The organism is Salinivibrio sp. PR919 (genome assembly GCF_001995355.1).
GTDB classification, from domain to species: Bacteria; Pseudomonadota; Gammaproteobacteria; order Enterobacterales; family Vibrionaceae; genus Salinivibrio; species Salinivibrio proteolyticus.
On sequence record NZ_MUFL01000088.1, the window covers coordinates 1 to 11,973 of the forward strand.

The window sequence follows — 11,973 nt, forward strand, 5'->3', positions numbered from 1 at the left end:
GATAGGAATAATTTGTGACAAAGGTCAATCGTTAGATTATCCATATGGAAAATTAGTTAAGGAATCCCAATGCCTTCTTAGCACGGTTGCTCACGAGTATGTGAAAGAATTCGAGATTATACGAAATACGATCATTCATAAAGGCTTTCCAAATGCGTTTTCTACCACAATGAAAAAAATCAAAGACAATGAGGAAGAAAGCTATGAAGAAATCCAGCATTCAATGAGAACGCCAAGTTTTTATTTGAGAGCAAGAAAAATGATAGAGGCTATCAAGTATGAAATTGGTTGATGGTGATAATAATGGGAATTTTTTAGTTTTTACTCATATAGTATATCAGACCGTAAGCGCATATTTTGTCAGTTTTTTCACATTGCATTAATGATGTGATATTTTGGTTGGATCCATTCTGTTTATGTTGTTTTATAAAATGGAGAAAATAATGAAGGGAGTTTTAGTGCCATTGTTGGCTTTATTTTTGACAGGCTGTGCCGGATTTGGTCAGGTCGAGCGTGTTGATGATTTATCTTTGACGCAGATAAAAGCGATGAATGAAATCGAAATCATCCAAAACCCTAGTTCTTTAAAGTATGTCTCTAAAGGAAAAATAAAAGGTATTTCTTGCAAAGGATCAGCATTTAGTGGAGATACTTCAGAACAAGCAGCGATGACTCAATTGAAGATAAAGGCTGTTCAGCTAGGAGCCAATGCTGTATTGTATCCTACTTGCTCTCAGGATGCGTCAGTAGATTGGGGTAATAACTGTTGGGAGTCTTGGGTCTGTATCGGTGAAGCTGCGTTTCTTGAATAGCTTATACATAAATATAATTTTCCTCATGTTTCCAGTGCTGGGTGTCATGAAAGTTAGTCTGCACTATATATTTTAAGGATATGAATCAATGAAGCATTTTTTGATTTTTGGCTTTGTTTTTATTTTGTTCGGGTGTTCATCTCCTGGTCCGATGCAAACACCTCAGGGTCCAATAAGCACACCGGCTTTTGAACCAATAGTACTTGATATGATTAAAGACGGTTCAGAGAAAGTTTTGTTTAAAGAATATACAACACTATATGAAGATAAAGATCTAAAGTCATGGGGAGTATTCTTCATTACCGAACATGGTGCATACATGGCAAATTGGAATTCATCGGAATACAAATATTACTTATCCTATAAATTGCCTATTGAAAAGCTATCTGATATCTCTGAACAGACTGTAGAACGTGATATGTGGATAGATTCTGATTTGCTAATTTTAAAAGATGTTACTGGAAAAGAAGTAGGATTTTCTTTGTATGGTAAAAATGCAGCAAGAGCAGTGTTACAAGAGATTTCTAGTCAATTAATGTAGAAAGTTTTCTCGTTCCCACGCTCCCGCGTGGGAACGAGTTACACCAACCCCAACCACTGAACCAAACCGAACCCCGTTCGTACTAGATATCGTTATGTTTAACCGATGCAGTATCTAACGGGGCAGTCGTGAACCAGATTAATCCAGCCAAGTTACGCAATAGCAAGTGGACGGCGGTCAAACCTATTAATCGCGAGAAGCACTTTGTAGTATCCGATGTTGAGTATGATGAAGACGGTGTGGTGGTGTTATGCGTGCTCGAGTCGGTGCTGTCGAAAAAAGAATATCCGATTGACTGGCGTGAGCTCAAAAGTGACGAGAAGTGGCGTCAAGGGTGGAAGTGATATTAAAGGGAGGAGGCTATCCTCCCTTTTTTGATCCGTTCCGAACGCCGCGCGGGGCGCTTGCTATTTCAGGTGGAATATTTGCTCTGTTTCAAGCGATGTCATCGCGCGTATCTGGCGCCAGATGTAGTAAAAAATACCAAACATCATCAACATGCTAGGGATAGCAATCATCGGGTAGCTGTACAGCGTCATTTTGCCCAACTCTTCATTAAACGCGGGCGTGCCGGCAGGGCTGGTGACAATCCACGTGGCAAGGAAGTAGTTCATCGCCGATGAGAACACAAAGGTGCTGGCGAACAGATAGTTTGACCACATCAAGCAACGTTCAAAGGCGTCGGATTGTCCTCTCTCTTTTAAACGCTGATTGATCAACGAGAGGTTGAGCACGGTGTCATTCAGTATTAACTTCTGCATCAGTGGGTAGCGGGTAAAGGTTGACCCTAACACCGCCAAGCCAATAAGGCCGGGGATCAGCGCCTCTTTTAAGGCTAGCCAACGGGTATCGAGCTCGAGTAGGCCAATTCCGCCTGTCAGTAAAACGCTGATAAAACCCAGTGCTGCGATAAAATTGAATTTCTGGTTACGGACCAGATCCATCCCGCCGTAAGCGAGAGGAAAGGCCAAAGCGACGACCAGTGCCGTGGCTGTCCCTAGGTATTCATCGCCGCTCAACTTCATGAGGATGATCGAGGGGATGAAAACGTTGAACAGGATTTCAAACAGGGGGCTCGGCTTTTTCGCGATGGTATTGCTCATAATCTGTGGCTAACTCTACGTGATATCGGTGTCATTATACTCTGCCAAGCAGTGTTCATCGACCCGCAATCGATGTAAAGCGCAAAAGCGAACCGTTGTGTAACTATGTGTGAAATCAATAGGTGTGAGGGATTGGATAGCGATGAGACTCGCGTTGCGCATTGCTTCTAGCGCTGCCAATGGTCTTGTAGGTAGCCAAAATGCTGATTTTTTTACCACAACTGTCTATTAAATATGCGCCGTGTTTTGATTACCGTAGTGTGATGGCGGATGTCGCTCGTAATTTCCACTCTCTAGACGGTAAGAACTGGCTAACTTACGCAGACAGTGCTTGTCCAAATGTGAAAGGTGAGGTGTTTATCCGCTCTGTCTCTGCTACTGGCGCGAACACAAGCTGCGTGACTAGCGTGAAATAACTCGATTCTTGTATGTTCATTGTTGGCAAAGCCTCAACATCCATCATGTTGAGGCTTTGTTTTTTCGGGGAAATTAAGTGTGATCTACGTCTGATTATTTTTCATTGATAAATAAGTTTTGAATTGTAATAAGCAGGTTTTTTTGTGATCTAAACCTCCTTATTGTTATGTTTGTCAATAAATAACGTGTTTAGGATCACGCTTTTATTTTTTGAATGGTTTTAAAGAAATACGATAAGTGACTATATTTACTGTATTTTTATCAGGTTTTAAGCGTCGGTTTGAACAAGATCACTTTTTTAAAACGTTTTATTTTTCATCGCGAATTAATTGAAGCAATATTGCGAACGCCAAGGAGGCACACTCCAAAGTTTGCGATAAAAGGGAAGAGATGCCCTCCAAAACTATCGTATAACGCGAACAAATAAAGGCAGTAATCATGAAAAAATTTTTTGCACTGAGTGCTCTTTCTCTCGCTTTCGCTTCTAGCGCTTTTGCTGGTTCTTCTTACGTAACAGGTAATGTTCAATTCCACGATGATGGCCGAATTCATGGTTCGGACGTTACATCTACACTGGAAGCTGGGCATACTTTTGATAACCAATTCGGCGGCTTGACGATTTACACCGAATTTGATGGTATTCAGTTAGGTAAATTGGAAACAGAAAACGGTGGTGCAGGTAACACCACACCAGCAATCACTGTGGGTGGTGAACAGGTATTTAATCTTACCGAGCATTTATGGGTTGCCGCGGGTTACCAACACCTATTCTCTGCTGGCGAGAATGTGCAGTACCGTCCATTGGTTAAGATTGGATACAACTTCGACAGCGGCATCTCGTTAAGTAACCGTACTCGTGCGCATATTGATGCGACAGACGCAGATGCGGATACAGATTACCGTATGGATAACCGCATCGGTTACGTGATGAATGAGGATGTGACGCTAAGTTACAACAACGTCTACATGATTGAAGCGGAAACCATGGACCACGAGCTTCGCGCAACGTGGACTCGTAAAGGTGTTCAACCTTACTTTGAGTTCCGCAGTCAAGCACATGGTGCAGAAAACGCGGGTGGTGACAGCCTAGTGAATAACGCGTTTGTATTTGGGGCCTCTTACGGCTTCTAATGTTATATTTTTCTTAACTATCCATTAAGAAAAAGCCCTGCGGTTTATCTCGCTGGGCTTTGTTTTTCTTGGTCCTGCCTTCGTGATGGCTATATTCGAACACTTGGCCTTTTTCGTTAAACGCGCAAACAGTGCCGCTGTCTTTGTCTCGCCATCCTCCATACTAGGAGAGCCTATTGGGATGCCCGGTACGGAGAGCCTTTTTATAGCGATAATAATATATTCACCTGAATTATGATCGAGTGCAGTCAAGAGGGGACAAATGTCCTCCTTTTATCTGCTGTTCGCCCCTAAGATAAGCACAATCTCAACAGAACAATAAAGGCCTCACCATGAGTCTATTTGCTTTGCTCGACATTAATAACACCCTCGTCAATATTCCACTCGGAGACGGTTATGCGATGAGTTGGATTGAGGCGTTCGGAACCGTTTTTGGATTACTGTGTATTTGGTTTGCTAGCCAAGAGAAAACGATTAACTACCTGTTTGGTTTGCTCAATGTCACTCTGTTTGCGGTGATATTCTTTCAAATTCAGTTATATGGGTTACTGCTTCTTCAACTGTTTTTCTTTTGTGCCAACATTTATGGTTGGTACGCATGGACACGTCCTAACGCGCAAGGCGAAACCTTAGAAGTACGCTGGTTAAGCAAGCAGAAGCTCATTGCGACAGCGGTAGTCAGTGTGATTTCGATAACCTGGCTAACTATCTATATCGATACATTTTTCTTTTCGCTCGCAAGCTTCACTGTTGATGGTTTAAACCTTTTAGGCTCAAACTTGGCTTCTCCCGTGCTTGAGCCGGATGCGTTCCCATTCTGGGATGCCACGATGACGGTGCTGTCCGTTGTTGCTCAAGTGCTGATGACGCGCAAATACGTGGAAAATTGGATTCTGTGGGTTGTTATTAACGTTATTAGTGTGGGCATTTACGCGACACAAGGTGTTTATGCAATGTCTGCGCAGTATGCAATCTTAATGTTCATTGCTGCCAATGGCACACGGGAATGGGCGCGTAGCGCAAAACGGAATGACGATAAAACATTAACTCAAGCTGCGGCAGCGTGAGGAGCGTATTTATGGTCAAACAACCTCATATTGGTGTTGATGAAACACAAGTTGCGCCTCGCGTGATTGTGTGTGGCGAGCCCGATCGTGCCAATCGTATTGCCGCATTATTGGATAATGCAGAAATGATGTCTGAAAATCGCGAATATCGCGTTTTTACAGGCAGTTACAAGGGGCAATCGATTTCTATATGTAGTACTGGGATCGGTGCGCCATCCATGCTCATTGCGGTTGAAGAGTTAAAGCAATGCGGTGCTAGCTATGTAATACGCGTCGGCTCTGCAGGCTCGATGCAAGCGGGAATTCAGCTTGGAGAGCTGATTGTCGCGGAGGGTGCAGTAAGGGATGAAGGCGGTTCTAAGGCCTATGTGGATACAGCTTACCCAGCCTATGCAAGCCTTCAACTATTGAAGGAAATCGAGCGCTATCTCTCTACGCAAGCCACCCGATATCATTTCGGCGTAGTTCGCTCTCATGACAGTTTTTATACTGATAATGAAGAAGCGATATGCCAATTCTGGAACCAGAAAGGCGTGTTAGGTGCTGATATGGAAACCTCTGCCCTGTTGGCGGTGGGTCGGTTACGAGGCCTCCATGTCGCTTCGATCTTAAATAATGTCGTGCTCTATCAACAAGATGTGAAAGAGGGCATTGGGCAGTATGTGGATGAGACTCGAGTGATGATGGAAGGTGAAAGGCTTGCGGCAACCACGGCGTTAGAAGCGCTTATTGCTCAGAGCTAGTCATGTTATAGCCTCAGTTACTTTTTCGTCATCAATCAATGTGTATAAAAGCGGCAGGTCAATGTCGCTTTTTTATTGGTTGTGACGGGGTACAATCAAAATGACATCGTTGTCATTAGATTTTCTGAGAGAGCAGAGAATGAAAATCGGGCCTTATCCAACCGGTCGCTTCAAAACATACCTTGAGAAAAACAGTGCCGCTTTTCGTGATTTGATTTATCAGTGTCAAATCAGTACGCGTTACTTTGATGTAGGTGAAGCGATTCTTCGCCAAGGTGAGGAACTTCAGCATTTATACGTTGTGCCGGTGGGCCGAGTCTCGATGAGTATATTGGCGGCGAATGGGCGACGTTTTCAACTCGGTGAGGCAAACTGCGATTACCATATTTATGGTGAAATGGAGTACTTTACTCAATCGCCTTGCCAGTGGAGTGTGATAGCAGACGAGCATATGCAGGTTGATGTCATTTGTATTCAAACGCTAACGGAAAAGCTGCAACAGCAGCCTGAAATGATGGTGTTTTTTGCATCAGCGTTAGCGGAAGATTATCAAGACTCTATGGCTATCTACACGAACCGATTGTTGCATCCCATTACTTACAACATCGCTTATGATCTTTTGATCAGGAGCCAAACCAATACCTTGTTGGGCGGGTTTGACCGAGTCAACCAAGAGGCTGAGCGGTTTGGCACTTCAGGCCGCGTCTATCGGCGAGCAGTGAAAGAATTGATTGAAAGGGGACTTATTACCAAAACAGAAAATGGCTTAGAGATCACTGACGAGCGGGCGCTAAAAGCATTTATTGATGCGAATGAATGAGATACCACACCAATATCTGCGCACAATGTCTTTATGCGCAGACATTTTCTTCACCGAGGTTGGTAACCTCCTACCGCACGGCATAGATCAGCAAGCAGGTGTAGCTGACGTAGCATATAAACAGTAATCCCCCTTCGGCGCGGTTGATTTCTCGTGTCTTGCCAAAGCGCATTGAGACTAGCAGCAAGAGTAAGGTCACGGCGAGCATCACCATCCAATCTCGCCAGAAGACTTCTTCTGCGATGTCGCGAATTGGCTCGATGGCGCCGGCAATACCAATCACGGCGAGGGAGTTAAAAATGTTGGAGCCGACCACGTTGCCCACGGCAATATCGTGCTCTCCTTTGCGGGCGGCAATGATCGAGGCAGCCAACTCGGGCAGGGAGGTCCCTAATGCGACTATGGTTAAGCCAATAATCAGATCGCTGACGCCCAACTGTTGGGCGATCCCAACGGCACCCCACACCAAGATGCGTGAGCTAACAACTAATAGTGCGAGCCCGATCACCAGCCACATTACTGCCTTTTTCAGTGAGAGGGTTTGCTGAGTGAGCTCGGCATCCATCTCGATGGCGAGGGTGTCTTCTTTGGTTCGCATCCCACGCCACACCGTCCAGCCGATCAGCAGCAAGAAGCCTGCGATCAGCAGCAAGGCTTCGTAGAAGCTAATCGTGAAGTTCCACAACATCACCCCGATAACAAGAGTGATGGCTAACAGAATCGGCAGCTCTGTGCGGACGATGGTGGAATGGACCGCAATGGGCGCAATCAGGGCCGTTACCCCGAGAATTAGGGTAATATTGACGATGTTGGAGCCCAGCGCATTGCCGAGCGCTAATGCAGAGTTGCCATCTAATGCGGCCATGGTCGACACTAGAATCTCTGGCAGAGATGTACCAAAGCCCACGACCAGCATGCCAATCAATAAAGGCGGCATTCCCGCATAATGGGCACTCACCGCCGCGCCTTCCACAAACCTTTCTGCACTCCATATCAGAAGCGCAAACCCAGCAATAATCGCCAACATTGCAAGCAGCATATTGTCACCTTAGTTGAAAAGAAAAGTCGTTAAATCGCCTAGTTGCAAGCGCCTAGGCCGAACGGATGAAGCAACTAAGATTCATTGCGTTAACGCTAGTCGGTGAGTTTTCTACCGCCAACTTGCTGTCGCGTTAAGCCCTGTATTAATGACACAGATTTTTGGTTTTGCAACATAAATGTTGGGCACCGCTCACCCATATTTCAGCTGCAAAGCATTTTGCTTGATCGAATGTGGTGAAGGGGAGGGCGCGATGACTTTATGTTGGTGGTAAAAGTGTAACATTTACAACCTAAAGTGATGGAATATCGATGTTTAAAGAGTATCAGCGATAAGAAACGCCAGTGCTGGAATGGGCAAGTACCTGTTACAGTCTTTATTTGAACTATTAAAAAGCGCGAGATTCGCCCAATTTCCGAAATGCGCGCCCTAACTATTAGGTAGGACGCGTTTTAGATATGAATATTAGAAACTACCCTCTGTTGCGTTTTGGCGGTCAGTGTTAAATTGATTATTAGCACCGGACTGCCAAACTACGTTTGCTGTGGGATCTGACTCGTTTCGTTTTACGCATTTCCACTCTATATCTTGTTTTGCGGGTAAGGTAAGCGTAGATCGCCATGTAGGATACTGTGATGGTTCTAGCTTTATCGCATTTCCTAATGCCCAACCACTCAGCTGAGGGTGATTACCAACGACATAAACGCTCTGACCTGAAGTGGTAACACCATTATGACAAGTGAATGTGATGTCTCTCGAAAGTGGATCCGTATTACTATTGCTTAGCCCATGCAATACAATTGCTTGATTTTGGGCGAGATGCAGTGTTGCGTGCCCTGCAGTTACATGTACACTGTTATCGTCGAGTAAATTCGTATAACTTCCATCGGATAGAGCTAGATTACGAACAGTAATTGAAGCAGACGGGCCACGATTAAGCGCAACGGTAACGACATCATCACCTTGTTGACGTTCAAAGACCAGTATATCTTCATTGACCCAACGTGAAATATAACTGCCACGTTGAATAGCAAGACTGTTTTTGCGAAGTTTAGCCAACGTTTTAATTATTTTGAATGCTTGCGTATCTTGGCTGAAACTTGGCATCTTCTCTCGGTTGTATGGATCGCTACCAACTTGGCCAAAGCCGTTCTGAGTGAAGTTTGCTGCGTAATGCTCTGTTCCATAGTATATCGCAGGTATCCCGCGTACTGTCATAGTAGCAACTAACCCTAGATTTACTCTTTCTTGAGCAAACGCTTCACTTTGATTACCGCCTAACTCATTATTTCCGGGGCCGAAGGTTGATGCACTAGAGCGTAATGCAGTGGAAATTCGCGCCATATCATGATTATCCATAAACACCACTTGCCAATCATCGCTAGAAAACACTTTCTCCCGTTTGTTTAAATAGTTATTAAGTGTTTTAAAACTATTGTTAGAACGGTTGGCAAGAGCTCGCTCTAATGTATCTCGGAAACCAAAATCGAGTAGTGCTGACCCTGATGTATTCGCATAATCAATGGCATATCCATCTATACCTGTAGTTTTATTGGCACTAGCACCGAACCATTCGCCAAAGAAATAAAATCCATCGCGTCCTAGAGTTTTGCTATAATCATATATGTCAGATGTCCATTGCTGAATAAATGACTTATCCATGTGTTTTATCGCGTCGATACGGATTGCGTCGACACCAGCATCTATCCAGAACTTAGAGCCTTCAAGTAAATATTGATAAACATCTTTATTTGACTGATTGAAGTCTGATAGATTAAATAAGTTGTGATTTCTTACCTGATTCCAGTTGTTCCAGTCAGTAACGCCACCGTTGTGGTGATACCAGTTAGTACCAGCAGCTAGATCAGTATTGTAATCTATGATATATTCACCATCTCGATATATCGCACCATATTCATTTTCGTCATTTCCGTTAGAATGGTTTGGTGCATAGTCGAGAACTAGCTTCATGTCATATTCTTGACTATGCATGGTTTCGGCCAACTCTTTGAAGTCTTCAATAGTACCGAAATGTTCATCTACTCGAAAAAAGTCTCGCCCCCAATATCCATGATAACCAGCCCCACCATTAATATCTAAGTTATTAGCATTATCAATGGGTGGAGTGATCCAGATAGCTGTTACCCCCAAAGACTTGAGATAAGGTAGCTTATTAATTAAACCACGAATGTCGCCGCCGATGTACTTCTTTAAGTCGTTGGGATCATAAGTCTCTTTATTCTCGCCGATGTTATTACTTGAATCTCCATCGCTAAATCTATCAAGAAAAAGAAAATAAATAGTCTCTTTCCTGAAATCTAAAAAACTACTTTCTTTACCTTGTGTTCGATGTTCATTAAGAATTGGAGCGCTCAGTGCCAAACTATTGAAGCCTATTGTAGTCAATAGTACACTAAAAAATAAAGTGCGTTTTCTCATAGGAGATATCCTTGTGATTATGAACGTGACATAACATGATTTCCTAGTCTTGCGTTAAATTAACCTCGCTATAAAAGTCAAAAATATGGCAGAACTCAGTGTTTAAATTGAAACGAATTGATGTGCCAATGTCTTTAGTAGATATGTTTTGATTGTTAACGCGGGCAATTAACTCCTTACCTCCCACTGAAAAGTAGATATATTTTTCATTACCCATATTTTCAACTACGGTTAGGTTTCCAGTGACGACATTTATCGTGTCATCAGCGTTTGCGATATTAATATGTTCTGGTCTAATGCCAAAACAAACGGGCTTGTCGATATATTCACGCAATACTTGTTGTTTTTCTAAAGGAATAAGTATGCGTACGTCGTTGGTAATATCTACATAGAGCTGTCCATTTTTTTCGCGTATCACGGTGTCTACTAGATTCATGGCCGGAGAACCAATAAAGCTGGCTACGAATTTATTCGCGGGCTTATTGTATAAATTGCTTGGTGTATCTACCTGCATAATCTTACCTTGGTTGAGCACACAGATTCGGTCGCCCAGAGTCAAAGCTTCAGTTTGATCATGCGTAACATAGATCATCGTTGCAGGACTTCCTTCATCTTTGAGTGATTTATGTAATTGAGCTATCTTCACTCGCATAGATACGCGAAGTTTTGCATCTAAATTTGATAATGGCTCATCGAATAAGAATACTTCAGGCTTACGAACAATAGCACGACCAACGGCAACTCGCTGTCGTTGACCTCCAGACATTTCTTTCGGTTTCCGGTATAACAGGTCGGTAATCTCTAGTTTTTCTGCAGCCTCTATCACACGGCGCTTTATTTCATCCTTAGGCCACTTCTGCATTTTAAGACCAAAAGCCATGTTGTCGAAAACTGTTTTATGGGGATAAAGTGCATAGTTTTGAAATACCATTGCAATACGACGGTCTTTTGGCGGTAGTCCATTAACTACTCTATTTCCAATGCGGATCTCACCACTAGTAATATCTTCCAAACCAGCAATCATTCTTAACGTTGTTGATTTCGCACAACCCGACGGGCCAACAAATACCATGAACTCGCCATCGCGAATATCTAGGTCGATGCTATGAACGGCTTTAAATTTGTTATCATATTGCTTTTCAATTTTGCGTAGGCTAACAGTGGCCATGAATTTCTCCGTTTACCGCTCTGTACTGATAATAGAAATTGATTTACCAGTGATTACTCTGTTGACACTCTGATTTTTGAATTAGGCAGATTGAAAGATTGTTAATCTGCCTATGACCAATGTCATTTACATTGTGCCACCATGGTAAGAAGGGGGGCTTTGTCTGGTGAAAGCTGAATTGTCCATACGTACTTCCCATCTGTTGGTAGACTGACTTGAGTATTTTTAGCAAAACCCGCGCGCTTTAGCTCTTTGACCTGACCAACTACCATTTCCATACCTGCTGCTGTGTATTGCGGATTCCAGCTCATAGTGGCAAATTGCAGGCTGACATTTCCTGCTTTTTCGTCACTTACGGCCTGATAGATGCCGTCTCCCTTGTAGCCCATCATATGGTTTTCAGTGTGAATCCATTGCTCGTTTGGAAAAGAACCAACAACGAAAAGGGAAGGGCGAACCGGACCCCGTTCTTCAATAGTGGGTAGATTACAGTCAGAGAAGCGAGGGTCAGCCTTAACGAGAGTTGTGCTAGCATGCTCATCAGAGGTACTGCAGCCTGCTAGCACGGCTGTAGTAATCGCTAGGATAAGGAGTGAACGTTTCATATCAAATCCTTTTTTCAAGTTATTACGTTATCTGACTATAAGAGCGATTATTTTTTGTTCTTATATAAGTCAGGACTATCTTTTGATG

14 protein-coding genes and 1 pseudogene are annotated in these 11,973 nt (G+C 43.4%); 9 read left to right on the top strand and 6 right to left on the bottom strand.

Annotation, left to right across the window (positions count from 1 at the left end; all coding sequences use genetic code 11):
- The 4 genes from BZG83_RS16775 to BZG83_RS14005 all read left to right on the top strand — a co-directional run.
- Nucleotides 1–292: hypothetical protein (locus tag BZG83_RS16775; RefSeq protein ID WP_158074967.1), on the top strand; the 292-nt coding region annotated here is incomplete at its 5' end.
- A 151-nt stretch (nucleotides 293–443) separates the two neighbouring features.
- Entirely contained in the window at nucleotides 444–812 is a 369-nt protein-coding gene (locus tag BZG83_RS13995) for a hypothetical protein (RefSeq protein WP_158011511.1), read from the top strand.
- Nucleotides 813–900: 88 nt separating this feature from the next.
- The gene (locus tag BZG83_RS14000; RefSeq protein WP_074214612.1) at nucleotides 901–1,353 is read left to right on the top strand and encodes a hypothetical protein; all 453 of its coding nucleotides are present in this window, start codon (nucleotides 901–903) and stop codon (nucleotides 1,351–1,353) included.
- A gap of 128 nt (nucleotides 1,354–1,481) precedes the next feature.
- Nucleotides 1,482–1,697, top strand: a complete 216-nt coding sequence (locus BZG83_RS14005; RefSeq protein WP_069587895.1) for a TIGR02450 family Trp-rich protein — start codon at nucleotides 1,482–1,484, stop codon at nucleotides 1,695–1,697.
- A 63-nt stretch (nucleotides 1,698–1,760) separates the two neighbouring features.
- Here the strand turns inward: BZG83_RS14005 and BZG83_RS14010 are convergent, their stop codons facing one another.
- Complete coding sequence (locus BZG83_RS14010) at nucleotides 1,761–2,456, bottom strand: VC0807 family protein (RefSeq protein WP_077481417.1); 696 nt, start codon at nucleotides 2,454–2,456, stop codon at nucleotides 1,761–1,763.
- A gap of 200 nt (nucleotides 2,457–2,656) precedes the next feature.
- Here BZG83_RS14010 and BZG83_RS14015 point away from each other — a divergent pair, with 200 nt between their 5' ends.
- On the top strand, nucleotides 2,657–2,872 hold the full coding sequence (locus BZG83_RS14015) for a hypothetical protein (RefSeq protein WP_077481419.1): 216 nt from the start codon (nucleotides 2,657–2,659) through the stop codon (nucleotides 2,870–2,872).
- Between the two features lie 439 nt (nucleotides 2,873–3,311).
- Nucleotides 3,312–4,004 carry an oligogalacturonate-specific porin KdgM family protein gene (locus tag BZG83_RS14020; protein WP_077481421.1) on the top strand — a complete coding sequence of 231 codons (693 nt, stop codon included), beginning with the start codon at nucleotides 3,312–3,314 and terminating at the stop codon, nucleotides 4,002–4,004.
- A gap of 13 nt (nucleotides 4,005–4,017) precedes the next feature.
- On the opposite strand, the pseudogene BZG83_RS17035 reads toward BZG83_RS14020, so the two are convergent.
- Nucleotides 4,018–4,202: pseudogene (locus tag BZG83_RS17035) on the bottom strand (hypothetical protein); the annotation flags it as partial.
- 134 nt (nucleotides 4,203–4,336) lie between these two features.
- Here BZG83_RS17035 and pnuC point away from each other — a divergent pair.
- The 3 genes from pnuC to BZG83_RS14040 all read left to right on the top strand — a co-directional run bounded on the left by pnuC (nucleotide 4,337) and on the right by BZG83_RS14040 (nucleotide 6,634).
- Entirely contained in the window at nucleotides 4,337–5,071 is a 735-nt protein-coding gene (pnuC, locus tag BZG83_RS14030) for a nicotinamide riboside transporter PnuC (protein ID WP_077481423.1), read from the top strand.
- 11 nt (nucleotides 5,072–5,082) lie between these two features.
- On the top strand, nucleotides 5,083–5,814 hold the full coding sequence (locus BZG83_RS14035) for a nucleoside phosphorylase (protein WP_077481425.1): 732 nt from the start codon (nucleotides 5,083–5,085) through the stop codon (nucleotides 5,812–5,814).
- 139 nt (nucleotides 5,815–5,953) lie between these two features.
- Nucleotides 5,954–6,634, top strand: coding sequence for a Crp/Fnr family transcriptional regulator (locus BZG83_RS14040; protein WP_077481427.1), 681 nt, complete (start codon nucleotides 5,954–5,956; stop codon nucleotides 6,632–6,634).
- Between the two features lie 70 nt (nucleotides 6,635–6,704).
- Here BZG83_RS14040 and BZG83_RS14045 read toward each other — a convergent pair whose 3' ends face one another.
- The 4 genes from BZG83_RS14045 to BZG83_RS14060 form a co-directional block, all read right to left on the bottom strand.
- Nucleotides 6,705–7,673 carry a calcium/sodium antiporter gene (locus BZG83_RS14045; RefSeq protein ID WP_077481429.1) on the bottom strand — a complete coding sequence of 323 codons (969 nt, stop codon included), beginning with the start codon at nucleotides 7,671–7,673 and terminating at the stop codon, nucleotides 6,705–6,707.
- A gap of 465 nt (nucleotides 7,674–8,138) precedes the next feature.
- Nucleotides 8,139–10,112, bottom strand: coding sequence for an alpha-amylase family glycosyl hydrolase (locus tag BZG83_RS14050; protein WP_077481431.1), 1,974 nt, complete (start codon nucleotides 10,110–10,112; stop codon nucleotides 8,139–8,141).
- A gap of 43 nt (nucleotides 10,113–10,155) precedes the next feature.
- A complete protein-coding gene (locus BZG83_RS14055) occupies nucleotides 10,156–11,280 on the bottom strand; it encodes an ABC transporter ATP-binding protein (protein WP_077481432.1) in 1,125 nt (374 codons plus the stop codon).
- Nucleotides 11,281–11,402: 122 nt separating this feature from the next.
- The gene (locus BZG83_RS14060) at nucleotides 11,403–11,885 is read right to left on the bottom strand and encodes a glycosidase (RefSeq protein ID WP_077481434.1); all 483 of its coding nucleotides are present in this window, start codon (nucleotides 11,883–11,885) and stop codon (nucleotides 11,403–11,405) included.
- Nucleotides 11,886–11,973 lie beyond the last annotated feature (88 nt).

Coding starts and splice junctions, on each gene's coding strand:
- BZG83_RS14045 (WP_077481429.1), bottom strand. CDS start 7,673: ATGCTGCTTGCAATGTTGGCGATTATTGCTGGGTTTGCGCTTCTGATA.
- BZG83_RS14050 (WP_077481431.1), bottom strand. CDS start 10,112: ATGAGAAAACGCACTTTATTTTTTAGTGTACTATTGACTACAATAGGC.
- BZG83_RS14010 (WP_077481417.1), bottom strand. CDS start 2,456: ATGAGCAATACCATCGCGAAAAAGCCGAGCCCCCTGTTTGAAATCCTG.
- BZG83_RS14055 (WP_077481432.1), bottom strand. CDS start 11,280: ATGGCCACTGTTAGCCTACGCAAAATTGAAAAGCAATATGATAACAAA.
- BZG83_RS14020 (WP_077481421.1), top strand. CDS start 3,312: ATGAAAAAATTTTTTGCACTGAGTGCTCTTTCTCTCGCTTTCGCTTCT.
- BZG83_RS14015 (WP_077481419.1), top strand. CDS start 2,657: ATGCTGATTTTTTTACCACAACTGTCTATTAAATATGCGCCGTGTTTT.
- BZG83_RS14035 (WP_077481425.1), top strand. CDS start 5,083: ATGGTCAAACAACCTCATATTGGTGTTGATGAAACACAAGTTGCGCCT.
- pnuC (WP_077481423.1), top strand. CDS start 4,337: ATGAGTCTATTTGCTTTGCTCGACATTAATAACACCCTCGTCAATATT.
- BZG83_RS14060 (WP_077481434.1), bottom strand. CDS start 11,885: ATGAAACGTTCACTCCTTATCCTAGCGATTACTACAGCCGTGCTAGCA.
- BZG83_RS13995 (WP_158011511.1), top strand. CDS start 444: ATGAAGGGAGTTTTAGTGCCATTGTTGGCTTTATTTTTGACAGGCTGT.
- BZG83_RS14000 (WP_074214612.1), top strand. CDS start 901: ATGAAGCATTTTTTGATTTTTGGCTTTGTTTTTATTTTGTTCGGGTGT.
- BZG83_RS14040 (WP_077481427.1), top strand. CDS start 5,954: ATGAAAATCGGGCCTTATCCAACCGGTCGCTTCAAAACATACCTTGAG.